Source organism: Thermosynechococcus sp. PP555, assembly GCF_031583225.1.
Classification (GTDB): domain Bacteria; phylum Cyanobacteriota; class Cyanobacteriia; order Thermosynechococcales; family Thermosynechococcaceae; genus Thermosynechococcus.
Genome location: NZ_CP134168.1, coordinates 716,451 through 741,307 on the forward strand (window position 1 = coordinate 716,451; position 24,857 = coordinate 741,307).

The window sequence follows — 24,857 nt, forward strand, 5'->3', positions numbered from 1 at the left end:
TCTTGATGAATGGGGCGATCGCAAACCATTGTTGTGCATTTTCATCGCAGTTGTGGGGCACGCTTTTATGGCAACCATTGTTGATATTGCAGTGAATACTCGCGGCTTTTCCACACTAGTGACTGCTGTCAAGGTGGCCAATCTGGTGGAAGCCCTGCAATCGCCGGGGCCTTTTACGGTGTTTGCCCCCAATGATGATGCCTTTGCCAAGTTGCCCGATGGCACCATTACCTCCCTTGTGCAAAATCCTCCCCAGTTAGCGCGGATTCTCAAATACCATGTGGTTGCCGGTGCCTACAAAGCCGCCGACCTGAAAAAGATGGAAATTGTCACTTCCCTCGAAGGTTCCACTATTCCGATTCATGGCGATCATCCCTTGGAAGTCAAAAACGCCACTGTCCTTGCCGCTGATATTGAAGCGGAGAACGGTATTATCCATGTCATTGACACCGTGATCTTGATGGGTCTGAATCCAGCCCACTCCTTTCAGGACACCAACATCCCCTACAAAGTCTAGGGCGTTAGCGAATTTCCCGCACCAAAAGCCCTTGGCGGATTTTCTCCTCCACAAACTGGCGGTAAAGCTCTAGCTCTTCATAGGTGACTTTGCCATCGGCGCGAATTTGTCGCTTGATTTGCGCCATTTCGTCGGCAGTCAATACGCCGTCGGCGATCGCTCGCTCTAGCAGTTGTTTGAGTTGGGCTAGTTCTGCTTTATCGGCCTCTGAGAGAGGGGTTCCATTTGGCTGATAACGTTCCATGGCACTCTCGCCTCAACAACCTCTCTACCCTATTCTCACCCTGCAACGTTGGTGTCGAGGGGCTAGGAACTTAAATCTTGATAAACTTTACTTATGGTCTAAAGAGAATCTCTGAGTCGTTCTCAAGCTGTTGGAACCAAACAATGCAAGTATCAGAAATGAAGTACGGCGAACGCGCCATTCAAGAAGGGCAACTGATTACATTTCCCAATCCACGTCCCGGTCGGCAATACACCATTGAGATTACCCTGCCGGAGTTTACCTGTAAGTGTCCATTTTCTGGCTATCCTGACTTTGCCACGCTTTACGTTAGCTATATTCCCCATGAAAAGGTGGTGGAACTAAAAGCGATTAAGCTTTACATCAACAGCTATCGCGATCGCTACATTTCCCACGAAGAAGCGGTGAATCAAGTCCTCGATGATCTCGTGGCCGCCTGCGACCCCCTCTACATGAAAATCAAAGGGGACTTTGCCCCCCGTGGCAATGTGCATACCGTTATTACAGTCGAACACCATCGCCAGCCGGACAGTTCGTGCTAAAATTATAGACTGCAAGACTGCGGACGTAATTCAGTGGTAGAATGTCAGCTTCCCAAGCTGAACGTCGTGGGTTCGAGTCCCATCGTCCGCTTTCCCTAAAAACCACCAAAATGCGGTACTCTGGGGCATTTCAGAGATTCAAAGCTGCCCTTTCGCGCTAGCGTGGCGGAGCCATGAAGGTACCCAATTGTTTGGCCACCAACCCCCTCTATCAGCAGGTATAATCTAATGATGTTCTGCCCCTGCGGTTTCACTGATTATGCCCTTCGAGATCAATCACGGTCTGGGTCGCTTTAACTCCAAACGGGATCTCCATGCTGCCCTAGGGATTCCATTGTCGGCAGCACCCGGGGAAATTCGCAAGCGGTATCTCAAAATTGCCAAGACACTGCACCCCGACAGCCGTGATGATGAATCGGGCAAAAAAATGGCCAGTGATTTGCTCTCCAAGTTTGTGAATCCTGCCTATGAGGTGCTTTCCCAAGAAAAAGAGCGGGAAGAATATCAAGTCATTTTGCGCTTGCTTGAAAAGCAACTGCTAACAGCCAATATTGTGCCAACGCCCACCTTTGATTTGGCACAGGAAGTCTTTAACGCTGCCAATGTTGAAGAAGCCTATCAAAAGGCGCTCAATACCCTTGCCCAAGATCAGTACAAAGACTTAAACAATGCCCTGAAAATTAGCGAACAAATTAGTGAACTCAATTTGATTTATCTGTGGCGATCGGCAGGCGGCAAGGCAACCACAGCCACGGTTTCTACGCCTGCACCCCCACCCAAATCAGATGAAACCCAAGTGCGTGCCACACCAGCAGCCGCCACAGGGACGACACCGCCGACAGAGGCTCCCAAAACAGAGCAATTTACAGAGCAATACTTCCGACGGGCAGAGGAACTCTTTAATAAAGGCATTTATCTGGAAGCCATCAAAGAATTGAAGGATGCCCTGAAAATTGACCCCCGCAGTGCCCGCTGCAATGCTCTCCTAGGCAAGGTGTATCTGCAACAAGGCTCCCTCAGTATGGCCAAAATTCACTTTAATCAAGCCCTGAAGCTCAATCCTCAAGAGGTGACGGCCATACAGGGACTCGAAGCAATTAGCAAGAGGGAGCGCAAAGCCCAGCAACAGCAAAAAAATACTGAGCCGCCAAAACCGGAGAAAAAGAAATCCTCCTTCTTTGGTCTTTTTGGGAAAAAATAATTCACTATGGTGTATCAACCTGCCTGTGGTGCCCGCGATATTTTGCCCCTTGATGTGGCACGGCAACGGTGGCTAGAGCAGCGCTTGGAGCGCGTCTTTCAAAGCTGGGGGTATCAAGAAATTATTACGCCGACGATCGAGACCTTGGCCACATTGACGGCAGGGGGAACCGTTCATCCAGAAACAGTCATTCAAGTCCAAGGAAGCGGTGATGAACCCTTGGGATTGCGGCCAGAATTAACGGCTTCGATCGCTCGCGCTGCTGTGACTCGTATGGCAGGCAGGCAACTGCCCCAACGGCTCTATTACAAAACCAATGTCTTTCGGCGGACAACCGTGGCAGAGTTGGGCAACCAGCAGGAATTTTTCCAAGCGGGAGTGGAGCTACTGGGGGCAACAGGTTTAGCGGCGGATGCAGAAATTCTCTGGCTGGTGCAGGAGTGCCTTGGGGCACTAGCGGTTGAGGAGGCCTATCTCTTGGTGGGGGATGCCCACCTGACGCAACAGTTGCTCAGTCCCTTTCCAGCGGAGCTGCAAAAAACGGTGCGCCAGTGCTTGGCTAATTTAGACCGCGTGAGTTTGCAGGCTCTCCCTACCCCTTGGCGCGATCGCGCCCTTGCCCTCTTTGATCTGCGGGGCACTCCAAGGGAAGTGGGGGAACGCTTAGCGCAGTGGTCTGACGTGGCAGGGGTGGCCGATCGCTTTGGGGAATTGCAACAGTTGTTGGGCTTGGTGGCTGAGTCTTTGGCGATTACCCTTGATCTCAGCCTTGTGCAGTCCTTTGATTACTACACGGGGATTATCTTTGAGGTCTTAATTCCCACGGAAACGGAACTGCGGTTGGTGGCTCAAGGGGGGCGCTATGATCAACTGCTCAGTATTTACCATCCGGACGGTGCCACGGTGCCGGGGATTGGTTTTGTCTTTAATGTCGAGGCGCTCCTGCAGGCGATCGCCATTCCCCCAGCCGCCCTCTTAGCTCCCCGTAGTCAATGGCTGGTGGTTCCCCGCACAAGCAACGCCCTCGCTGCTGCCCTCCACCATGCCCAAACCCTACGCTTGGATGGCTCGACGCGGGTGGAGTTGGCACTTCTAGATCTGACGCCAGAACAAATCCGCGCCTATGCCCGCGATCGCCAGATTCCCTATATTGCTTGGATTGAGAGTGATGCGCCACCGCAGATCGAAGCCCTCAGTGATGGGGCAACCTATTTGCAGATTCAGAGTGTTTAGGCCATGCTAACGATCGCCCTACCCAAAGGTGCCCTACTCAAAGATAGTATTGCCTACTTCCAACGGGTGGGCTTAAATTTTGAAGCGCTCCTCGAGCCGGGAAATCGCCAACTTCAGGTGCTTTCTCAGGATGGCCGTGCCCGCGCCCTTTTGGTACGTGCCCAAGATGTCCCGGTTTATGTGCAGTATGGTCAAGCGCAGTTGGGCATTGTGGGCTACGATGTGCTGCGGGAAAAAAATCCCCACGTGGCCAAGCTAGCGGATCTCGGTTTTGGTCAGTGTCGGCTATCGGTGGCCGTCAAAGCCTCTAGCCCCTACCGCAGTGCCCGCGATTTGCCCCCCCATTGCCGCGTCGCCTCAAAGTTTGTCCGCTGTGCCGATGCCTTTTTCCAGCAGTTGGATTTGCCCGTGGATATAGTGCCGCTCTATGGTTCAGTGGAACTGGGGCCGATTACGGGGATGGCAGAGGCGATTGTAGATTTGGTCTCGACGGGGCGCACCCTCAAGGAAAATGGCCTTGTGGAGTTAGAGCAAATTTTTAGCAGCACAGCCTACTTGATTGCCCATCCCCGCAGCTATCGCCTCAACCTCAATGGTCTTGGACACTACGTTCCGCAGTTAACAGGAGCGATCGCCTGATCTCATTTTTGGCCGTGCACAACCATGGCTGGCAGGGGTTCATTGATCGACCCCCGGCAGTTGCCATTGGCGCGATTGAGTTCCTGAATCTTGTGGTGGGCTCGCTGCCATGCTTCGACAAAACGGCTGACACGAATGGGGTCAATGGGTTGTTCAATCTGGCCATTGCGCTTCAGAGAACTGGCAACAATGACGCCGTTGACGTAGGGCACTAATTGCTCCACATTGTCCCAAGAGGCACCACTGCCAATAAAGAGGGGTTGTCCCTTGGCGGCACTGGCGGCCACGGATAGATCTTCCTCAGTAGGCGGATGTCCCGTTGCCCAACCGGAGAGAATCACCCCATCGGCGAGTCCCCGTTCAAAGGTGTCCCGTACCGCAGTGGCGAGGTTCGGACTGTGGAGCGGCTGGGCGTGCTTTACCATCACATCGGCAAAAATTTTGATGTCTTGCCCCAGTTCGCGGCGGTAGCGCAGGAGTTGATGGGCTTGGCCTTCAATAATGCCTTGATCTGTCGCCATTACCCCAGTGAGCACATTAACGCGGATAAATTGTGCCCCGGTACAGGCAGCGATCGCCAGACCACTGAAGGCATCATTGCGCAGCACATTCAGGCCAATGGGCAAGGCCACCAGATTCTTTAACCGCTGCACCACCAAGGTCATGGCACTGACGACGGCGGCATCCACCCGATCTTTGGTGAAGGGAGCATCAAAGAAATTCTCAACAATAATGGCATTGGCGCCCCCTGAAGCGAGGGCTGTGGCTTCCTGTTCTGCGCGGTCAATAACGGCCTTCAGGCTCCCCCCCCAACGGGCAGAGGTGGGTAAGGGCAGGAGGTGGACAACACCAATGACGGGGGTTGCAGTGTGAAAGAGAGTCTGGAGATCCACAACAATTTCGGCAATAGGTGAACAGTGCAGGTATAACAGGAGGAGTGGCAGGCACTCTACACAGGCACAATGGCAGAATGCACTGACTTAAGTATATCCCCGTCTGACCCCCCCCTCGTGGCGATCGCCCTCGGAAGCAACCTTGGTGAGCCATTGCTACAACTGCGCTCAGCCGTCCAAGTGCTTGCCCAAACGCCGGGGATTCATGTCTTAGCCTGCTCGCCGTGGTATCGCACGACCCCGATAGGCCCCCCGCAACCGGACTACTGGAATGGCTGTCTGATTGCCCGAACGCAACTTTCCCCTTGGGCACTTCTGCAAACGCTGCAAAGGATTGAGACGCAGTTTGGTCGCCAACGGCAAGAGCATTGGGGATCCCGCACGCTTGATCTGGATCTGCTGCTCTATGGCGATCGCGTCATGACCACTGCCGAACTCACCCTGCCCCATCCCCGCTTGGCCGAGCGACCCTTTGTCCTTGTGCCCCTTGCAGCGATCGCCCCCCACTGGCGACACCCCCTACTGGGTGACACCATCCAAACCCTACGGGAGCGAGTGGGGGATGCGGGCATTATTGCCGTTCTCTCTGACGGTGCTGGCGAAACCACGTTTGCAACTGCTGCCGACAGGCCGCCGCCTGAACCCCGCTAATCACCTGAATCCGGTGGAACACCGCTGGGCTTTGCGGAAGTTGCAGCACTGAATCAATGGCCCCAGCTTTTGGATCGGTCGTCCCGTAGATGAGGGTGTGAATGCGGGCTTGAACAATGGCAGCGGCACACATCGGGCAGGGTTCTAGGGTCACATAGAGGCGGCAGCCCGTTAAATACCACGTACCTAGACGTTGACCCGCGCGGCGGAGGGCAATGATTTCCGCATGGGCAGTGGGGTCATGATCTCGCTGGCGGCGATTTTCCCCCGTGGCAATGAGTTCATTCTCGGCACTGACAATCACCGCGCCTACGGGCACTTCATCGGCAGCTCCTGCCTGTGCTGCGAGGGCGATCGCCTGTTGCATCCAAAAGTCATGCAGGTCTGTTTCGGATAAAGGGAGAATGTCTGGCATGGCGATCCCGTTGCCGCAGTGGCTATGGTACTATTTTTTCAGTTCTCTTGCGATCGCTGAATTCTTTTAGGAAAACACCATGATTGATGCTTTAGTTTTGGTTGCTAAACTCCCGGAAGCCTACGCCATTTTTGATCCCCTCGTGGATGTGCTGCCGGTAATTCCTGTGCTCTTTTTGGCCTTGGCCTTTGTTTGGCAAGCCGCTGTCGGTTTCCGTTAAAGATAGCTTCGATCAAAATAACCCTGTTGACTTGCCCCGTTGATTTCAGCGGGGTTCTTCTTGACTTTTGGCATGTGTTTCCCCTATGGCAGGTCACAGTAAGTGGGCAAACATTAAACGGCAAAAGGCGCGGGTGGATGCCCAAAAGGGCAAGACCTTTGCGCGGCTATCGCGAGCGATTATTATCGCGGCGCGGCATGGGGGAGGGGATCCAGCGGGCAACTTTCAACTGCGCAGTGCGATTGAGAAGGCAAAAGCCGCGGGGATTCCCAGTGAAAATATTGAGCGGGCGATCGCCAAAGGGACGGGTACGCTTGAGAGTGATGCCCCCCTAGAGGAAATTCGCTACGAAGGCTATGGGCCGGGGGGTGTGGCGTTTTTGATTGAGGCCCTCACGGATAATCGCAATCGCACGGCAGCGGATCTGCGGGCAGCCTTCAATAAGCAAGGGGGCAACCTCGGCGAAACCGGCTGTGTGGGCTGGATGTTTGAGCAGTGGGGCATTGTTACTGTTACCGCCCCTACAGATGAGGAAGCCTTCCTTGAGGCACTCCTAGCGGCTGATGTGGAAACCTATGAAATGCTAGGGGATGTAGCTGAGGTGCGCTGTCCCGTGCCTGCCCTAGAAACCGTCAGCGAAACCCTGAAAGAACACGGCTACACTGTCCTCGACACCGAAAGCCGCTGGGTCTCAATGAATACGGTAGAAATCACCGATGAAGATACCGCGCGGCGCGTCCTCAAGTTGATGGATGCCCTCGAAAATCTCGATGATATTCAAAGTGTGGCCACCAACGCCACGATGAGCGATGCCCTCATGGAGGCGATGTACGTCTAGGCATCCGTGGTTTTACGGGATTTTGGCAAAGATTTCTGCGCTGCTGAGACGCAAAAAATTGAGTGGAAACACGGTGGGCAGCCAAAGGCAGCCGTGGGAGCATAAAAGTACGGTTGCAGGCATTGCACCGAGGCACGTTGTGTGTAACCAGACTGAGGCTCTCCTTAGAGCGATCGCTCTTCTTCTCTCAATCAACGTTGATTGCCTGTGTGTTCCCGCCTTTGTGTGTTTCCCCTGTCGGCTCGTGTGTGTTCCTCAGGTTCCCTGCTGAAAAAAGTTGTAGCCAGTTTTTAGTGTGTTTCCTGAAGCGCTGGGAGGGGGGCGGCGGCGAAATAGCGACGACGGAAATTTTCCTCGGCGATCGCTGCTGTGAAGGTCTCTAAGGCCACTGCCGTATGGCGGGAAGATTTCACTTCAGGTGGCCACTCACACCAAAACTCTTCTCCGCTCTGCATAACTTGAACCCCCAGTGTCTCCAGCACATTGAGGGCATAGTTCAAGGTGGCCATTTCAATGCCAAGGTGTTCCCGCAACTCCTCGCGTTGTAAAGATGTTCCCTGCTGACTGGCCTGTTGGCATAACGTCAAAAATGCCTGCCAGACTTTTAGGGCGTCCTGCTCTGGAGGGAGAGAGTAGGCCAGAATTAAAGGTTGCTGTTCCCTTTTCGCTCGCTGAATCCACTGGCGCCAGCTTTCCCGTGATGTCGGGCAAGTTTCGACGCGCAGACTCTTGCCGCTTGCCTCGTGGGGGCGATCGCGATAATCCATGAGGGACTGAAAAGAGGCCGATTGGATGACATTGGTTGCACTGGGTCGCAGCTCTTTAATGATGGCTGATAGGGACTTTTGCCACTGCTCTAGCTCAATCACCAGATCACAGCGTTCTTTGGGACAATCCGCCACTTGATGATCCCACCACTTGGCAGGAAAGGAGGACTTCCCTTGGGGATCGCGAAGCAGCATTGAGACGTATTTTCTGATGTTCTGATTCCCCCTGTTCTGGTTATCTTTGAGGTCAGTAAGTTTCACATTGCGCACCAGCAAGCGGGGGAGAGGATGGTGAGTAGAATCAAAGGGAGCCAGCACTTCTAGTTCCTTGAGCAATCGCTCATTGAGTTGATCCAAGCTCACTTCCAAGTCAATCCTCAAGGGTTTTGGTGTCGCGATCGCCGTGCCCTCTTTTTGTGCCAAGAATTGGTTGAGGGCGGCTTCCAAAAGGGGAATATGCGCCACCTTCAGCCGAAAGCCCACTGCATAGGGATGTCCGCCAAATCCCTCAAATAAGTGCCGTTGACTGTGGAGTGCTTCATAAAGATCCACAAAGCCATCGGAGCGCGCTGAACCTGCGGCCATGCCCGTTTCTGGATTCGTCTGAAGCAAAATTGCCGGGCGGCCATAGGTTTTCACGATCTCATTTGCCACCAGCCCCAAAAGACTCAAGGGCCAACTGTCATCGGTGAGGAGAATTACCCGCGATGCTGAGAGATCCAACTGAGCCGCTTTGGCATGAGCCATCTGAGCAATCTCTTTTTGGCGTCGCTGCCGTTCTGCATTCACTTTTTCAATGTGCTGTGCCAACTGCCGCGCTTGGCGCCAATCTTGGGTGGTCAACAGCGTAATCAAAGGCCGCACATCTCCCTTTACACGACTGACAGCATTGAGGCGGGGTGCGACGGTAAAACTAATCTGCCGTTGCCGAGCCGTGTCTTTGGACGCGCCCTGCAAAAGGACAGCAATCCCCGGGCGGAGGGTCTGACGCTTGCCGAGTTGTTCCAAGCCGCGCTGGGCAAGGTAGCGGCACTCATCCCTCAATTCAACCAAGTCGGCAATCAGGCCAATGGCCACCAAATCAAGGAGGTTTTCGAGGGCATACCCCTGGGTTTTCTCTGGCCACGTTGCATAAACGGCTTCCAAAAATTTGTAGGCGACGCCGACCCCGGATAAATGGCGCAGCGGATGCTCCAAAGGCAACTGCCGCGGATTGATCAGCGCCACAGCCCCCAAGGAAGCGGGTTCAAGGGTGTGGTGATCGGTAACAATCACCTCCATCCCCAACTGACGGGCAAGGGCAATTTCAGCACCGTTGGTACAGCCCGTATCACAGGTAATGATCAGGGAGACCCCCTTTTTTTGAAGCTCCTCAAGGCCATGGCGCGAGAGACCATGGGAGTCGTGCTGGCGATTGGGAATATAAAAGTCCACCAATTGCGCCCCCAAAAGGGGTTTTAGCCCTTCCCAGAGAACGGCGGTGGCCGTGACCCCATCGGTGTCAAAGTCTCCCCAAATGGCAATGTTTTCTTGATTGTTTAGGGCTTTCTGCAAACGGGCTAGGGCAGCTTGCATTTCTGGAAACTCAAAGGGAGAGGCAGGTTGGTAGTGTCGCCAATTTAAAAAAGCGGGCACTTGCCGATGAAGATCGCGATAGCCCCGCTGCCAAAGCAACTGGGCAGTGATTGCCCCCGCATCGGGGTGGAGGCTCTTGACTTGCTCGATAAACTCTAAGGGGGCAGGGTGAGCAGAACAGGATTGCCAAGGACGCTGCATGGAAGTTCAGTTTCTAGGGAAGGGCAGCAAAGATATTCTTTGACTATTCCTTTAATCATAGCGATCGCCCCCTGCGGCCAGAGAGACTTCCAAAAATTGCTGCTGATCTCTAGCACTGAAAATTGGGGAAGGCTACAATCAGGACAGCCATTGGGGATATGAGAAACGTGAATCATACGTTTTTAGTTGATGGGGGGCGGTGGCTGCTCAAGGGAATGTGGTTAGAGGCAAATCAGGAGCCGATTCCGGTGACGGGGAGGATTCTCGTCTCCTACGGCCAAGATGACTGGTTTTCAATGGCCGCCAAGATCACCTTTCCCGATCAAGTTAAGCCAGAATTAGTGTTGCAGTCGCGGGGGAAGTTGGAAGTGGATGAGCAGGTGTTTACCTATGTGCTCCAACATAGTCTCTTGGGTCGGCTGGAGGGAGAGGGATGGATTACGCCCCATGCGATCGTGCAGCAGTTTATTTTGCTGGGGGATGCCAACCGCTGTACAGGCTTCGAGCACTACTGGCAACTGGATGCCAATCATTACACACTGCTGAGTGGGATTCACAACAGCCATAAGCTCAAACATTTGCTCGAGGCAACGCTTGAACGGGTTTAGCGGCCTGCACGGATGCGCTGGCAATGGCGGGTGTATGAGGAACTCCTTCGAGAACCCTTGGCAACGGCGCAGGGGGTCTGGCGATCGCGCTTAGGGATTTATCTACGCCTTGAAGATGAACAAGGTCAAGTGGGCTACGGTGAAATTGCCCCCCTTCCCGGCTGGGGCAGCGAAACCCTCAGTGCCGCTATTGCCCTGTGTCAGCAACTGCCCACCCACCTCACCCCAGAGATCATTGCCGCAATTCCTGAGGACTTACCCGCCGCCCAGTTTGGTTTTGCCACCGCATGGCAAAGTGTCGGGCAATTGCCCTATAGGATTCACCCTTGGCCAATCTGCGCCCTTTTAGGCAGTGGTCGGGCCGCCCTTGAGCAGTGGCAGCAGCCTTGGCAGCGGGGGCAAACCACCTTCAAGTGGAAAGTTGGTGTCCTGTCCCCAAAGGAGGAGCAAGGAATCCTCACGACCTTACTGGCAGCCCTGCCTCAGGGGGCTAAATTACGCCTTGATGCCAATGGGGGTTGGGATTTGGCCACTGCAGAGCGGTGGTTTGCTTGGCTCGATCGCCATGGGAACGGCAAAATTGAGTATGTGGAGCAACCGCTACCCCCTGACCAATGGCAAGCCCTATTGAGGCTGTCTCAGACGGTGACAACCGCGATCGCCCTCGATGAGAGCGTAGTGAGTGCAAGAGAATTGCAGCGTTGGTTAGAGCGCGGCTGGCCGGGACGCTTTGTGATTAAGCCAGCGCTGTTTGGCTCTCCAGAACGCTTGAGTGTCCTGTTGCGTCAAGGTTTAGAACCGCAACGGCTGGTCTTTTCCTCTGCCCTCGAAGGGGCGATCGCCCGCACGGCAATTTTTCAGTGCTTTGAAACGTGGCAACCCTGTCGTGCCCTTGGCTTTGGCGTCGAACGCTGGCGATCGGCTCGCCTACTGAACACTCTTGCGGATTACACAGCGATATGGGATTGCCTTGACAGTTATGGTAAAAATTACTATAAATAAAACATCCTTCACCTCTCAAAGCCATGACAGGTTTCACCTTGGCCGCCAGTGATTACAGTTTGCTGACGGACCTCTACCAACTGACAATGGTGGCCACCTACGCAGGTGAGGATTTGGCTTGGACACCCGCTAGCTTTGAACTCAGTGTGCGGCGACTACCCCGAGGATATACGTATTTGGTGGCCATGGGGTTGGCTCAGGTACTGGAATACCTACAACAAGTGCAATTCACCCCGCAGCAAATTGATTACTTGAAAAGTCTAGCGGTTTTTGAGCGGGCACCTGCAGCATTTTGGGACTTGTTGAGCCACAGTGAGTTTCGTGGGGATGTCTGGGCGGTTCCGGAAGGGACAGTGGTGTTTGCCCAAGAACCCCTGCTGCGGATTGAAGCCCCCCTCTGGCAAGCCCAGTGGCTAGAAACTTGTCTGCTCAATATCGTGAACTACCAAACCCTTGTGGCTACCCGCGCTTCACGGCTGCGACAGTTGGTGGGAGAAGAGGTAGATCTGCTGGAATTCGGCACGCGGCGCGCCTATAGTCCCCAAGCTTCCCTATGGGCAGCACGCTCAGCCCTCGCCGCCGGATTTACGGCCACTTCGAATGTCTTAGCAGCACAGCAGTTGGGGGTTTCCCCCACAGGCACGATGGCGCATTCTCTGGTGATGGCGATCGCCACCCTTGCTGGTACAGAACAGGATGCCTTTACGGTTTTCCTGCGCTACTATCCCGAAGGCGCACTGTTGGTCGATACCTACGACACCCTCGCTGCCGTTGCTACCCTTGCCGATCGCCAAGCGGCCGGGGAAATTGTTGTCAAGGCTGTTCGCATTGATTCAGGGGATCTCCTTAGCCTCTCCCAGAAAATTCGCCAGCTCCTGCCCCAAGCGAAAATTATTGCCAGTGGGGATCTCGATGAGGGGGAAATTCGCCGCCTGCGAGCAGCCGGTGCCTGTATTGATGCCTATGGCATTGGCACGAAGCTGGTAACGGGGGATCCTGTCAACGGGGTCTATAAACTCGTGGAAATCAATGGTCAGGGAGTTATGAAGACCTCCAGTGGCAAAATGACGTTGCCAGGACGCAAGCAAATTTATCGCCGTCCCAGTGGGGATTGCCTTGCCCTTGCCAGCGAGGAAAATGTTTGGGGCAGACCGCTCCTCGAACTGGTCATGCAGGCAGGGCGCCCCCTCTCTCCCCCGGAGTCCTTGGCGACAATTCGCGATCGCCACCGCGCCAGTTTGGCAGAATTGCCAGAGACGCTCCTCGATGTCACCCAGCCCGTGGTCTATTCCCCTGCCTTGGAAGCCCTGATTCAACAGTTGCGACAGCATCCATGACGATTGCCCTTTTTGGTACCAGCGCTGATCCACCCACCGCCGCCCACGGGGATATTCTCCAGTGGTTGAGCGATCGCTATGACCGCGTCCTAGTGTGGGCAGCCGATAATCCCTTCAAAGGGCAGCAAACCCCCCTACCCTATCGCCAAGCCATGCTCAATCTCTTGGTGCGCAGCCTCAACCGTGCCAATGTGGAGCATCACCCCGAACTCAGCCACCCCTACACCATCCATTCCGTGGAGCAGGTAAAGCAGCAGTGGCCGAATGAACCCCTTACCCTAGTGGTGGGCAGTGATGTTCTGCCTAAACTGCCGCAGTGGTATCAGGCGGAGAAACTGCTTGCACAGGTGCAACTGTTGGTCTTGCAGCGTCCCGGTGTTGTCATTGACCCCAAGGACTGGCAAGCCGTGCAGCCACTATGTCCCCAAGTGGAACTGGCTGACTATCGTGGGCCGGCGGTCTCCTCGACGACCTATCGGCAACAGCGGGATGAACAACAACTCCTGCCGGCGATCGCCCAGTACATTCAGCAGCAAGGACTCTACTCCCAGCCATGAGCGCCTCCCCTTTACCCCTTGCGGAATTTGTTGTTGGCGTGGACAACGTTATTTTCTCTGTGGATACGGATCAAAATCGCCTTCTTGTGCTACTGGTTCAGCGACAACAGGTGCCCTTTGCCGGGTATTGGAGCCTCCCCGGTACCCTCGTGCGGCAGGGGGAATCCCTTGAAGCCGCTGCCTATCGCACCCTAGCGGAAAAAATTCGCGTCCGTAACCTCTATCTGGAGCAACTGTACACCTTTGGCGAACCGGCGCGAGATCCCCGCGAGGGCACCTATGGCAAGCGCTATCTTTCTGTGAGTTACTTTGCCTTGGTGCGCTTTGCTGATGCGGAACTGATTGCCGCCGGCGAATGTCCCGTGCAGTGGTTTGCCCTAAGTACCTGTCCAGAACTGGCCTTTGACCATAGCAAAATCTTGGCCTATGGTCACCGCCGCCTCTGCAATAAGCTGGAGTACAGCCCCGTTGCCTTTGATGTGCTGCCAGAGTACTTCACCCTCAATGATCTCTATCAGTTTTACAGCACCGTTTTGGGAGCCAACTTCTCCGACTACTCCAATTTCCGCTCACGGCTTTTGAAACTCGGCATTTTGCAGGATACGCACCAAAAAGTGATCCGCGGCGCGGGCCGACCGGCAACCCTCTACCGTTTCGATCGCGAGGCCTTTGCGCCGCTGAAGGATAAACCCCTAGTTTTTGTCTAAACTTTTTGAGGAGTTCCTATGGCCGTGCATCTGTGGATTGCGCAGCTCAACCCCACCGTCGGCAGTCTCAAAGCCAATGCCCAAGCAATTCTCACCGCAGTCCAAGAGATCCGCAGCCAGCACCCTCTGGATCTGCTGATCACCTCTGAACTCGCCCTCTGTGGCTACCCCCCCAAGGATCTGCTCCTCAACCGCTACTTTGTTGAAGCGATTCAAGCAGAACTGCACCGCCTTGCCGCTGCCTTACCGGCTGATGTGGCGGTTTTAGTGGGCACAGTGCTAGCCAATCCCGCCGCTGGCGTCAAGGGCGAAAAGCCCCTCTACAATGGCGCAGCCCTGCTGAAGGGGGGACAGGTGCAGCAGGCCTTTGCGAAGCAGTTATTGCCCACCTATGATGTCTTTGATGAATCTCGCTATTTTGCCCCCGGCGGTACGGAGAATCTCTTTACGCTGACGACGGCCAGCGATCAACTCAAAATTGGCGTCACCATCTGTGAAGACCTCTGGAACAATGAGCAGTTTTGGGGAGAGCGGTACTACCAGCGCAATCCCGTTGCTGAATTGGTGGCCCAGGGAGCAGATCTGATTGTGAATCTTTCGGCATCGCCCTACTGTGTTGGCAAACCGAAGTTACGGCAGGCGTTGATTGAACATACGGCTCGCCAATATGGCTGTCCCTTAATCTACGCCAATCAGGTGGGAGGCAATGATGATTTGATTTTTGATGGCAGCAGCTTAGCGGTGAATCGTCAGGGTGAGATCGTTAGCCAAGCCAAGGGGTTTCGTGAGGACTACCTAGCCGTGCGCTGGGAAAAGGGAGACCTCGAACCAACGGCGATCGCCCCTGCAGCCACGGGCGAACCTGAGGAAATTTGGCAAGCCTTGGTTTTAGGGGTGCGCGACTATGTCCGCAAATGTGGCTTTCAACAAGTGGTCATTGGCCTCAGTGGGGGGATTGATTCCGCCTTGGTGGCAGCGATCGCGACGGCAGCCTTGGGCAACCAACAGGTGCTGGGGGTGTTGATGCCCTCTCCCTACAGTTCCGATCACTCGATAACCGATGCGAAGGAATTGGCCGCAAATCTGGGCATTGCCACGCAGATCTTACCGATTGCGCCCCTGATGCAGACCTACAGTGAGGTGCTGGCGCCTCTATTTGCTGGTACCCCCAGTGGAGTTGCCGAGGAAAATATCCAAGCCCGTATTCGCGGTACGCTGCTGATGGCGATCGCCAACAAGTTTGGCCACTTGCTTATTTCCACGGGTAATAAATCTGAACTAGCGGTGGGCTACTGCACCCTCTACGGCGATATGAATGGTGGCCTTGCAGCCATTGCCGATGTGCCCAAAACCCGTGTCTATGAACTCTGCCATTGGCTGAATCAGCAGGCCGCCCAAGGGCATCCGATTCCCGATCTGGCGATCGCTGGTGCCGTTGTCATTCCCCCCCCCATTCTCACCAAAGCCCCCAGTGCCGAACTCAAACCCGGCCAAACGGATCAGGATAGCCTACCGCCCTACGACATTCTCGATGGCATTTTGGTACGAATGATCGATCGCCACCAGTCAGATCAGGAAATTGCCGCTGCCGGATATGATCTAGACTTAGTGCAGCGGGTGCGCCGCATGGTTCAACGGGCAGAATTCAAACGTCAGCAGGCGGCACCGGGGTTGAAAGTGACCGATCGCGCCTTTGGTTCCGGTTGGCGGATGCCGATTGCCGCCCAGTGGTAAGCTACAGCAGTCCCATGGCTTGCAGTTCTTGGCTGAGGCGTTGCGCTTCTTGGGGATTTTGAGCCTGCAGTAAATGAATGGCTTGCCGCAGTTTGTCAAGGGCCGGTCTGAGTTGTCCTAAACGCAGCAGCAGGGCTCCCTGATTTTGATAGGCTAAGGCACAGGTGGGATCCACGGCTTGCAGGCGATCGTAGGTGGCAAGGGCATCGCCCCAGCGTTTCAATTGCTTTTGAGCCTCCGCCAGCCGCAGATAGGTTGCCAGATGCATCACCTCAGGGGTGGGGGTTCTGAGGGCGGTTTCATAGGCTTGGATTGCTGCCGGCCACTCACCGCGTTCGGCGTAGAGATTGCCCCGTTGATAGTGGAGTTCGTAGGCAACGGCGGGGGGGACGCTTTTGACCTTTAGCCCCTGCTCCAGACAGTGCTGAGCCTGCTGCCAAGCTCCTTTAGCCAGATACACCCCTGCCAATTTACTCCACAGGTAGGCATCCTCAGGGTGCTGCTCAAGGTGGCGGCGCATGATCCGCTCCGCCCGTTCCTGCTTTTGTTGTCGCTGGGAACCAAGGTAGCCACTGTGCACAAGGGCCACACGGTTAACTTGACCAATTTGCCAATGGGGTTCCCGCTGCTGCAGGGCAAGAACGCTGTCATCAATCGTTTCGTGGTACGGACGCTGAAAAAAGAGGTCGGGATGGTGACGAAAGAGGCGCGACACATAAGTATAGGGGGGCACAACGCCCAATTCCTGCCGCAGCAATATCACCACCAGCCAATTCGGTTGTCGGCAGATCTCAGGCAGTACGGCGGCAAATGACGGTGTCAGCGTTTCATCCGCATCGAGAACCAGTACCCACTCGGTAGTGACATATTGCAGGGCAATGTTGCGAGCGGCAGCAAAATCCTCTTGCCAAGGAACTTCATAGACCCGTGCTCCCCACTGGCGGGCGATCGCCACCGTTTCATCCTGAGACCCCGTATCCACAATCACCGCCTCATCCACCACACCAACCACACTGGCAAGGCATTGGGGTAAGCGTGCCGCCTCATCCCGTACAATCATACAGAGGGTAATGGCCATAGCAACTAGGCAAAGTCACCAATCAGCTTCACTTCCGGCTGCAACCACACGGACCAGCGATCCGCAACAGCAGCTTGTACATGGCGAATCAAGCGATAGACATCCATCGCTGTTGCGCCGCCACAGTTGAGGATAAAGTTGGCGTGTTTTTCAGAAACTTGGGCGCGGCCAATCTGGTAGCCCTTCAAGCCCGTTTGCTCAATTAACCAACCCGCTGTTCGCTCTTGGGGATTGCGGAAGACACTGCCACAGCTGGGGAAATCGTAGGGCTGCGTCCGCAGGCGATCGCTCAGGTGTTTTTGGGTGTCTGCTTTCACCTGGGCTGGGTCATGTCCCGGTTCCAGCTGCCATGTGGCCTGCAGCACCAATCGCTGGCTGTTTTGAAGACAAGAGGTACGGTAGCCATAGCCCAACTCCCGTGCCGCCACCACCGCCAATGTGCCATCGGGTTCCAAAATCACCGCTGACACGAGTCGCTCCGCTGTACAGCCACCATGGGCACCGGCATTCATGACCACCGCCCCCCCCACCGTACCGGGAATGCCAACAATCCACTCCAGACCGCGCCAGCCCAGTTTTGCAGCATAGTGAGCCAACTTGGGCAAGGGATACCCCGCACCCACCGTCAGTTGTCCAGTTTCTAGATCACTGTTGAGATAGCGCAGATGCTTGGTGGCGATCACGAGACCCGCCACACCGCGATCGCTCACCAGCAGATTAGAGCCTGCCCCCAAAACCGTAATTGGCAGTTCCTGTTCCTGCGCCCAGATGTAGGCTGCCTGCAATTCAGCAACGGTACGCGGTTCCACAAACCATTCGGCACAGCCCCCCACATTCAGGGTCGTAAACTCGGCAAGGGAGATGTGGCGTTGCAGAGGGCACTGGGTTTGGGGCAAGCAGGACAAGGTCATAGGGCGATCGCCTCAGTGAGGGAAGAGACACTTAATTGTTCTTGATCCGCCATTACAGACGGAATCAGTTGATTGAGATTGCCAGCCCCAAGAAAGATCACCAGATCCCCCGGTTGCAGCAGATGCGCCAAGCGAGTTTGTACCGCTTCAAGGGTGGGGCAATAATCCACTGCAGCATGATACTGACGGGCACAGGCGGCCACATCAGCACCACTAATTGTGCCGGGATTGGGTTCACCCGCACTATAGATATCCGTCAAGATCACGTGATCCGCTGCGGTGAAGCACTGGCCAAAGGCCTCGAGAAAGGTTTGGGTGCGGCTATAGCGATGGGGTTGAAACACGGCCACGACCCGTTGCCAAGGAGCTTGCGTCCCCACTTGCAGGCGGGCTGCCTCTAGGGTTGCACTAATTTCGCTGGGGTGGTGGGCATAGTCATCAATAAAGCGAATCCCATTCACCTGTCCCCGTTCTTCAAAGCGGCGGCGGGCACCGCGAAACTCCAATAAAGCAGCAGCAATGGTGGCAAAGTCAATGCCAAGATAACGTCCCACTGCAATCACCGCCAGAGCATTTTGGAGATTGTGGGCACCTAAGACACTCAGTTGTAGAATGCCAAGGGAGGTGCCTCGCTCCCAAACCCGTGCCGTGGTGCCCTCAGAGGTGTATTGAATATGATCCACACAGTAGTCCACCGCCCCTTGTCGCTGCAGGCTATAGGTCAACAGGCGCGGATGATGCAGGCGATCGTGGATATTCGGACAATCGGCACAGCCAATCACAATGTCTGCCTGATCAGCAAACTGCTGAAACGTGGCCACCACCTCTTCCAAGGAATTATAGTGATCGGGGTGGTCAAGCTCGATATTCGTAATGACGCCAATATGGGGATGGAATTTGCGCAGGGAGCCATCGGACTCATCCGCTTCAGCAACAAGGTAAGGACTTTGACCCACGCGGGCGTTGCCCTGCCACGCCGCCACTTCACCCCCGACAATAATCGTTGGATCCAGCCCGGCCTGCAACAGCAAATAGGCAATCATGCTGCTGGTGGTTGTCTTACCGTGGGTGCCGGCAACGGCAATACTTTGGCTACGGTGCATCAGTGCCGCGAGCACATCGGAACGGTGAAAAATGGGACAGCCTAACCGTTGAGCCGCTTGATATTCAGGGTTATCGCTACGAATGGCGGTGGAGCAGATGACTTGAGGCAGCGGGGCAAAGGGATACGTTTCAAGGTTGGCCGCACTCTGACCAATAAAGATCTGCACGCCTAACTCAGCCAGTTGCTCGGTCAAGCGGTTGGGACGCAAATCGGATCCAGACACCCTAAAGCCCTGCTTGGCGAGAATGTAGGCAAGGGCTGACATACCAATACCACCAATGCCAATGAAGTGGAATGGACGCTCACTAAACTCCATCACTGGCTGATTTGCCACAAACAACTCCTTCGCTCCACCAAAAAGAAATACGTTGAATCAATAATTAATATCAATAGATTAGTATCAATAGGCATAAATTCTTAGGCTCATCATAGCAGGTCACCCTCAATCCTCATGGGCTAATACTGGCAGATCCAAGGCAAATATGTCACCCTGAGCCAAAAATTTTTTGCAAACAGTTTATTCAGCCCGTGGCACCCTCTTCCTTGGGGATCAGCAGTTCGACAAAGAATAAACTTTAGCAGAGACAAATTCAGTGCGGTGTAAGGTAGAAGGTTGATACCGCCTTGTCGGTGTGCCGTTATCTTTCTGAGGACTGGGAATGCTGACGAACTTGCTGGCTTGGAGTATGGCGATCGCCAGTTTAGGCTTGTATCTGTTGGGGTTCTTCCTACCGGAACTGTACCGTAGGTTTGATCTGGTGGCCAGTGGCGCGGGATTATTCTTTGCCCTGACTCTGTGGATCTATGGCGATCGCATTGGCGGTGGATTGCTCCTAGGAACAGCAGCCGCAGTGGCCTTAATTCTCTGGTTGGGTTGGCAGACCCTCAGCTATCGCTGGCAACTCACCTACCCGGGCGATCGCACCGACACCCAAAAAGCTCAAGCCCTCTGGCAAAAAGTCCAGTCTCTGCTGCCCGAAGGTACCTTTGCAAAAATCGGTGAGCAACTGCAAGGCTTCATCAGTAGCTTGCGCGATCGCCTCCAGAAACAGCCGGATCGCCCCCAGCTTCCTGTGGATACCCCACCACCGCCGATGGATACTGGCGACATTAAAGAAGATCTGTGGACAGGGGAAACCAGCACCCCCAGTACCGTTGCCGAACAACCCACCCCAGCCACTGAGGAAGCAGCCACCGTCCCAGAAGAATCTGCTGAACCAGCGCCAGTCGCAGAAACAACAGCCAGCCCCACCGCAGACACTCCCACAGACGCACCGGCTGATCTGCCGTCCGAAGGGGTTGCCGAAATGACTCCCCCAGAAACGCCTAGTGTTGAAACGCTGCAGCCGCCCACTGCCAGTACCCCAGAGGAGTCAGAACCAGCAACGGTTACTGCTTCAGAAGAACCAGCCCCTCCCGAGACAACAGTTGACGCTCCAGAACCCACAGTGACGGCCGAAGCACCAGAAGAGCACGCATCTCCTGAAACGGCAATTGAGACTCCAGAATCCACGGTGACTCCTGAGGCAGTGGCAGAACCAGCCCCTCCTGAAACGGCAGCAGTGACGCCTCCTGAGACAGTCGTTGATGCCCCAGAACCCACGGCCACTCCTGAGCCAGTGGCAGAACAGGCAGTTCCTGAAACAGTGGTTGAGACTCCAGAACCGACGGCGACCTCTGAAGGAGTGGTTGAACCGCCTCTAGTCTCTGAATCTGCTCCCGATGCTGAACCGACAGAAACGCCGCCTCCATCGCCAGAATCGCGCACCGCTGCCGCCGATCTCCTAGGGGATATTCCCGAAAGTAGTGATATTGACGATGAGGCAACGTCAGAGGGGACAACCATCGAAAATCCAGAACATACTCCCCCTGAAGATGATGACTGGCCGCCCCCTGAAGCCCGTCTATGACCTCTCAGGCCATCGGGTACAGAGCAGGACTTATCGCTCCGCGAATCCCGCAAAAGTTAATAAAGTCATGAATCCCTGACTTTTGCTGCTTTTATTTTCTCTGAAGCGAACCTTAATAGAACCTTAATTTTCCCCTAACTTTCCCCAAAAATTCCCCAATTTTCCCAAGGTTTTCCACAGATTGGGGCAAAGTTTTCCACAGGCCTTGACGGTGTGATCGGATTTCAAGGCATTTCTGGGGATAACTGCTGCTGGAGCCTTGGGGAAAACGCAAGGAGCGTCAAAAGTCCGGAAACGCTGATTCTGTCGTGGATTGCGATCGCCAAGATCGGTGAAAACAAGGATTGACAGACCCTAGGACAACCCAGACAATGGAGTTCCACGGATAGAGATTCACTTGCTCTGAAACCTTGTGAATGTAGGGCTAAATCCCGCTCTGAGTCAGGGGTCTGGGGATTTGGTCAGAACTTTTATGGGAGTTTTCCACAGGTTTACCCAGGGCGAGCTGATGGCGCCTGCAATTTTGTCTTGGTTTTATTGAGGTAACTCACGGTATGAACGCTCAAGCCACGATTAGTATTCTTGCCGAGATTCCAGAGGAGCTACACGAGACCCTGAAATACTACCTCGAGCGGCATCCCGATTGGGATCAGGATCGCGTCTTTGTGGCCGCACTGTCCCTCTTTTTGCTGCAAAATGGAGAATGCGATCGCCGCACAGCACGGGTCTATCTCGACTCGTTGTTCAAGCGATCCTAAACACGTTGGAGGGTAGCAAAACGGGTGAGTGAGGTAGATGTCGCAATTGTAGGTGGTGGCCTCAGTGGCCTGAGTCTGGCTTGGCGGTTGCAGCAAAGCGCCCCCCAGTACAGTGTGGTTGTCCTAGAGGCCAGCGATCGCCTTGGGGGGAATATTACGACACAAGCAGCGGAGGGCTTTGTCTGGGAACTGGGTCCCAATAGCTTTGCACCGACCCCTGCCCTGTTACAACTCATTGCTGAGCTGGGCTTGCAGTCGGAACTCATTCGGGGCGATCGCCACCTACCGCGCTACATCTACTGGCGGGGACACCTCTACCCCCTAGAACCCACCCGTCCCCTTGCCTTGGCTACTTCAAATCTGCTCAGCCCTTGGGGAAAAGTGCGGGCAGCCCTTGGTGCCTTGGGGTTTGTGCCCCCCTATCTGGGCAGTGGCGATGAATCAGTTCATTCATTTTTCCGTCGCCATTTGGGGCAAGAGGTGGCTGAACGGCTGGTGGCGCCCTTTGTCTCTGGGGTTTATGCGGGTGATCCACAACAACTGAGTGCCGCTGCTGCTTTTCGTCGTATTGCCCAACTGGAAAAACTGGGTGGCAGTCTCATTGCCGGTGCCCTGCGCCTACGGCGTCAACAAGCCCCTAAACCGAAGCCGCCTACGGGTGTGCAGATGCGACCGGGGGAACTTGGCTCCTTTAAGGAAGGCTTGGCTGTGCTACCTCGGGCGATCGCCCAACAATTGAAGGCACCGATTCACCTGCAAACCCCGGTTCAGGAAATTACCCCAGAATCCAAGGGTGGCTACCTGCTGCGCAGTGGTGAGCAAACGTGGCACGCCCGCAGTGTGGTCTTGGCAACGCCCGCCTATCAAACTGCAGAGTTGGTAGCGCCTTTTCAGCCAGCGATCGCCCGTGTTTTGGCTACCATCCCCTATCCCACCGTGGCCTGTGTGGTCTTGGCCTACCCCGCTGGACTCGGGCGCAGTGTCCGCCCCGGCTTTGGGGTACTCATTCCTCGCGGTCAGGGCATCCGCACCCTTGGCACTATTTGGTCGTCCTGTCTCTTTCCCCAACGCACTCCCGCCGGTTGGCAAGTCTTTACGAGTTTTATTGGCGGTGCCACGGATCCTGATTTGGCAAGCCTCAGCGAAGAAACCATTGTCCAGCAGGTGCAGCAGGATTTGAGCCGCCTCCTTGATTTACCCGCAGCCAAGGCACGCTTACTCGGTATGAAAGTTTGGCGACGGGCGATTCCCCAATATATTGTCGGCTACCCTGAGCAGTGGCAGCAGGTGACCCATGCCCTCAGTCAAACCCCCGGCCTTTTCCTGTGTAGTAACTATGCTGAGGGTGTCGCCTTGGGCGATCGTGTTGAACATGGCAATCGAACCGCTGCTGCTGTTGCTGCCTACCTTTCAGGAGGCCAGCCCTAGGGATGTCGCTGTCGGACTATATGAATGCGGCTCTTGAGCGGGCTATCTATCACTTCAATGCAGAGGATGGCCTGATTTACGGTGAAATTCCAGACCTTGAGGGGGTCAAGGCCCATGGCAAGACAGTGCTTGAATGCCGCGAGCATCTCTCCGAACTCTTAGAGGATTGGATCTACTTCCATGTCTCGCGGGGCATTGCCGTACCCATGATTAACGGCATTGAAGTTCCCGTACGGGAGATTTTTTGAACCTCACCCTCTTTGGGTACGGCTGATCTATAGAAAAGGACTGTATTCTCAATAGGCCAGCGATCGCTCCCCTGTAACATAAACGAGCAAACATAGCCTAAGATTATCGGTAAGGTTAACGAAGCGATACATCCGCTCTACTAAGGAGGACATAACCCTATGGCACTCGTACCCATGCGCTTGCTGCTCGATCACGCAGCCGAAAATGGTTACGGCATTCCCGCCTTCAACGTCAACAACATGGAGCAAATCCAAGCCATCATGCAGGCGGCCCATGAAACCGACAGTCCCGTGATTTTGCAAGCATCGCGGGGTGCCCGTAAATATGCTGGGGAAAACTTCCTGCGTCACCTGATTTTGGCTGCGGTGGAAACCTACCCCCACATCCCCATTGTGATGCACCAAGACCATGGTAACGAGCCTGCCACCTGCTACTCCGCCATTCGCAACGGCTTTACCAGTGTGATGATGGATGGCTCCCTTGAAGCGGATGCCAAAACTCCCGCCAGCTATGAGTACAACGTGGCCGTCACCAGCGAAGTGGTAAAAGTCGCGCACTCCATTGGTGTTTCCGTGGAAGGGGAACTCGGCTGCCTTGGTTCCTTGGAAACCGGTAAAGGGGAAGCCGAAGATGGTCATGGGTTTGAAGGTGCCCTCGATCACTCAATGCTGCTCACTGACCCCGATCAAGCTGTGGACTTCGTGGAGCGTACCCAAGTGGATGCCCTTGCAGTGGCCATTGGTACCAGCCACGGTGCCTATAAATTTAGCCGCAAACCCACGGGTGAAATCCTCGCCATCAGCCGCGTGGAAGAAATCCACCGTCGTTTGCCCAACACCCACTTGGTGATGCACGGTTCTAGCTCAGTGCCCCAAGAATTAATTGACATCATCAACCAGTACGGTGGCACAATTCCTGAAACCTACGGCGTGCCTGTGGAAGAGATCCAAAAAGGCATCAAAAGCGGTGTCCGCAAAGTGAACATTGACACCGACAACCGCTTGGCCATTACCGCTGCGGTGCGTGAAGCTCTCGCCTTGGCACCCAAGGAATTTGACCCCCGTCACTTCCTCAAGCCCTCCATTAAATACATGCAAAAAGTGTGTGCTGAACGCTATCAGCAATTTGGTACCGCCGGCAATGCCAGCAAAATTAAGCAACTCAGCCTTGATGACTATGCTGCCAAATATGCCAAAGGTGAACTGAAACAAGTGACTCAGAAAACCGTGGTGGTCTAGGCACTCTGCGATCGCTGAGCAACGATAAGTAACGTGATAGAGGGTGGCTACGGTCACCCTTTTTGATTTGAATAAAAAATAATAGCTCTATAGTTTTATTCAGCTTTACTCAACGGGCTTGGAGGGACTCGAACCCCCGACCTGCTGATCCGTAGTCAGCCGCTCTAATCCACTAAGCTACAAGCCCAAGTCAGGAACACTATCCTAGCATGAATTCCCAGAGAGATCAAAGGGGCGACAGGAAATTTGCGCGCGGGTGTGTCATAGTCGGGAGCGGAGACCCTTGACTCAAACGGATA

26 protein-coding genes and 2 tRNA genes are annotated in these 24,857 nt (G+C 54.7%); 20 read left to right on the forward strand and 8 right to left on the reverse strand.

Annotated elements, in window-relative coordinates:
* Positions 1-67: 67 nt before the first annotated feature.
* A complete protein-coding gene (locus RHH27_RS03295; protein ID WP_302678835.1) occupies positions 68-517 on the forward strand; it encodes a fasciclin domain-containing protein in 450 nt (149 codons plus the stop codon).
* A gap of 4 nt (positions 518-521) precedes the next feature.
* Here the strand turns inward: RHH27_RS03295 and RHH27_RS03300 are convergent, their stop codons facing one another.
* Entirely contained in the window at positions 522-761 is a 240-nt protein-coding gene (locus tag RHH27_RS03300; RefSeq protein WP_302678836.1) for a hypothetical protein, read from the reverse strand.
* A gap of 143 nt (positions 762-904) precedes the next feature.
* On the opposite strand from RHH27_RS03300, the gene queF reads away from it, so the two are divergent.
* The 5 genes from queF to hisG all read left to right on the forward strand — a co-directional run bounded on the left by queF (position 905) and on the right by hisG (position 4,376).
* Positions 905-1,303, forward strand: coding sequence for a preQ(1) synthase (gene queF / locus RHH27_RS03305; protein WP_149820908.1), 399 nt, complete (start codon positions 905-907; stop codon positions 1,301-1,303).
* A gap of 19 nt (positions 1,304-1,322) precedes the next feature.
* Positions 1,323-1,394, forward strand: a tRNA-Gly gene (locus RHH27_RS03310).
* Positions 1,395-1,562: 168 nt separating this feature from the next.
* Entirely contained in the window at positions 1,563-2,504 is a 942-nt protein-coding gene (locus RHH27_RS03315) for a DnaJ domain-containing protein (RefSeq protein WP_302678837.1), read from the forward strand.
* A 6-nt stretch (positions 2,505-2,510) separates the two neighbouring features.
* Positions 2,511-3,737, forward strand: a complete 1,227-nt coding sequence (locus RHH27_RS03320) for an ATP phosphoribosyltransferase regulatory subunit (protein ID WP_206201061.1) — start codon at positions 2,511-2,513, stop codon at positions 3,735-3,737.
* Positions 3,738-3,740: 3 nt separating this feature from the next.
* Positions 3,741-4,376 carry an ATP phosphoribosyltransferase gene (hisG, locus tag RHH27_RS03325; protein ID WP_206201062.1) on the forward strand — a complete coding sequence of 212 codons (636 nt, stop codon included), beginning with the start codon at positions 3,741-3,743 and terminating at the stop codon, positions 4,374-4,376.
* A 2-nt stretch (positions 4,377-4,378) separates the two neighbouring features.
* Here hisG and btpA read toward each other — a convergent pair whose 3' ends face one another.
* Positions 4,379-5,269: a photosystem I biogenesis protein BtpA gene (btpA, locus tag RHH27_RS03330; protein ID WP_149820900.1), complete on the reverse strand. Its 891-nt coding sequence runs from the start codon at positions 5,267-5,269 to the stop codon at positions 4,379-4,381.
* Between the two features lie 69 nt (positions 5,270-5,338).
* On the opposite strand from btpA, the gene folK reads away from it, so the two are divergent.
* Positions 5,339-5,920: a 2-amino-4-hydroxy-6-hydroxymethyldihydropteridine diphosphokinase gene (folK, locus tag RHH27_RS03335; protein WP_206201063.1), complete on the forward strand. Its 582-nt coding sequence runs from the start codon at positions 5,339-5,341 to the stop codon at positions 5,918-5,920.
* Here folK and tadA read toward each other — a convergent pair.
* Positions 5,841-6,335, reverse strand: coding sequence for a tRNA adenosine(34) deaminase TadA (gene tadA, locus RHH27_RS03340; protein WP_302678838.1), 495 nt, complete (start codon positions 6,333-6,335; stop codon positions 5,841-5,843). The two genes, folK and tadA, sit on opposite strands and share 80 nt — an antisense overlap.
* Before the next feature lie 79 nt (positions 6,336-6,414).
* Between tadA and RHH27_RS03345 the strand changes: the two genes are divergently transcribed.
* Positions 6,415-6,555 carry a photosystem II reaction center protein K gene (locus tag RHH27_RS03345; RefSeq protein ID WP_011056031.1) on the forward strand — a complete coding sequence of 47 codons (141 nt, stop codon included), beginning with the start codon at positions 6,415-6,417 and terminating at the stop codon, positions 6,553-6,555.
* Positions 6,556-6,640: 85 nt separating this feature from the next.
* Positions 6,641-7,393 carry a YebC/PmpR family DNA-binding transcriptional regulator gene (locus tag RHH27_RS03350; RefSeq protein ID WP_302678839.1) on the forward strand — a complete coding sequence of 251 codons (753 nt, stop codon included), beginning with the start codon at positions 6,641-6,643 and terminating at the stop codon, positions 7,391-7,393.
* A 290-nt stretch (positions 7,394-7,683) separates the two neighbouring features.
* Here the strand turns inward: RHH27_RS03350 and recJ are convergent, their stop codons facing one another.
* Positions 7,684-9,936 (reverse strand): single-stranded-DNA-specific exonuclease RecJ, encoded by a 2,253-nt coding sequence (gene recJ / locus RHH27_RS03355; RefSeq protein ID WP_302678840.1) that lies wholly within the window; start codon positions 9,934-9,936, stop codon positions 7,684-7,686.
* A gap of 158 nt (positions 9,937-10,094) precedes the next feature.
* On the opposite strand from recJ, the gene RHH27_RS03360 reads away from it, so the two are divergent.
* From RHH27_RS03360 to RHH27_RS03385, 6 genes are read left to right on the forward strand one after another with little or no spacing between them, the layout of a single operon-like run.
* On the forward strand, positions 10,095-10,544 hold the full coding sequence (locus tag RHH27_RS03360) for a hypothetical protein (RefSeq protein WP_206201067.1): 450 nt from the start codon (positions 10,095-10,097) through the stop codon (positions 10,542-10,544).
* Between the two features lie 12 nt (positions 10,545-10,556).
* A complete protein-coding gene (locus RHH27_RS03365; protein WP_302678841.1) occupies positions 10,557-11,546 on the forward strand; it encodes an o-succinylbenzoate synthase in 990 nt (329 codons plus the stop codon).
* 23 nt (positions 11,547-11,569) lie between these two features.
* Positions 11,570-12,883: a nicotinate phosphoribosyltransferase gene (locus tag RHH27_RS03370; RefSeq protein ID WP_302678842.1), complete on the forward strand. Its 1,314-nt coding sequence runs from the start codon at positions 11,570-11,572 to the stop codon at positions 12,881-12,883.
* A complete protein-coding gene (locus tag RHH27_RS03375) occupies positions 12,880-13,440 on the forward strand; it encodes a nicotinate-nucleotide adenylyltransferase (RefSeq protein ID WP_206201070.1) in 561 nt (186 codons plus the stop codon). Before RHH27_RS03370 ends, RHH27_RS03375 begins: the two co-directional genes overlap by 4 nt.
* The gene (locus tag RHH27_RS03380) at positions 13,437-14,147 is read left to right on the forward strand and encodes an NrtR DNA-binding winged helix domain-containing protein (RefSeq protein WP_206201071.1); all 711 of its coding nucleotides are present in this window, start codon (positions 13,437-13,439) and stop codon (positions 14,145-14,147) included. The genes RHH27_RS03375 and RHH27_RS03380 overlap by 4 nt, the downstream gene beginning before the upstream one ends.
* An 18-nt stretch (positions 14,148-14,165) precedes the next feature.
* A complete protein-coding gene (locus RHH27_RS03385) occupies positions 14,166-15,881 on the forward strand; it encodes an NAD+ synthase (protein WP_302678843.1) in 1,716 nt (571 codons plus the stop codon).
* A 1-nt stretch (position 15,882) separates the two neighbouring features.
* Here the strand turns inward: RHH27_RS03385 and RHH27_RS03390 are convergent, their stop codons facing one another.
* The 3 genes from RHH27_RS03390 to murC are packed head-to-tail and all read right to left on the reverse strand — an operon-like array spanning position 15,883 to position 19,291.
* Positions 15,883-16,959, reverse strand: a complete 1,077-nt coding sequence (locus RHH27_RS03390) for a TPR domain-containing glycosyltransferase (protein ID WP_302678844.1) — start codon at positions 16,957-16,959, stop codon at positions 15,883-15,885.
* 5 nt (positions 16,960-16,964) lie between these two features.
* Complete coding sequence (murB, locus tag RHH27_RS03395; RefSeq protein WP_302678845.1) at positions 16,965-17,870, reverse strand: UDP-N-acetylmuramate dehydrogenase; 906 nt, start codon at positions 17,868-17,870, stop codon at positions 16,965-16,967.
* Complete coding sequence (gene murC, locus RHH27_RS03400; RefSeq protein ID WP_206201596.1) at positions 17,867-19,291, reverse strand: UDP-N-acetylmuramate--L-alanine ligase; 1,425 nt, start codon at positions 19,289-19,291, stop codon at positions 17,867-17,869. The genes murB and murC overlap by 4 nt, the downstream gene beginning before the upstream one ends.
* Before the next feature lie 343 nt (positions 19,292-19,634).
* Between murC and RHH27_RS03405 the strand changes: the two genes are divergently transcribed.
* The 5 genes from RHH27_RS03405 (at position 19,635) to fba (ending at position 24,558) form a co-directional block, all read left to right on the forward strand.
* The gene (locus RHH27_RS03405) at positions 19,635-20,885 is read left to right on the forward strand and encodes a Ycf66 family protein (RefSeq protein WP_302678846.1); all 1,251 of its coding nucleotides are present in this window, start codon (positions 19,635-19,637) and stop codon (positions 20,883-20,885) included.
* Between the two features lie 554 nt (positions 20,886-21,439).
* Positions 21,440-21,643 (forward strand): DUF2811 domain-containing protein, encoded by a 204-nt coding sequence (locus RHH27_RS03410; protein WP_011056228.1) that lies wholly within the window; start codon positions 21,440-21,442, stop codon positions 21,641-21,643.
* Positions 21,644-21,667: 24 nt separating this feature from the next.
* A complete protein-coding gene (gene hemG, locus RHH27_RS03415) occupies positions 21,668-23,071 on the forward strand; it encodes a protoporphyrinogen oxidase (RefSeq protein WP_302676816.1) in 1,404 nt (467 codons plus the stop codon).
* A gap of 2 nt (positions 23,072-23,073) precedes the next feature.
* Positions 23,074-23,319 carry a type II toxin-antitoxin system HicB family antitoxin gene (locus RHH27_RS03420; protein ID WP_206201077.1) on the forward strand — a complete coding sequence of 82 codons (246 nt, stop codon included), beginning with the start codon at positions 23,074-23,076 and terminating at the stop codon, positions 23,317-23,319.
* 159 nt (positions 23,320-23,478) lie between these two features.
* Positions 23,479-24,558: a class II fructose-bisphosphate aldolase gene (fba, locus tag RHH27_RS03425; RefSeq protein WP_181495590.1), complete on the forward strand. Its 1,080-nt coding sequence runs from the start codon at positions 23,479-23,481 to the stop codon at positions 24,556-24,558.
* A 113-nt stretch (positions 24,559-24,671) separates the two neighbouring features.
* Here the strand turns inward: fba and RHH27_RS03430 are convergent.
* A tRNA-Arg gene (locus RHH27_RS03430) sits at positions 24,672-24,745 on the reverse strand.
* Positions 24,746-24,857: the final 112 nt, after the last annotated feature.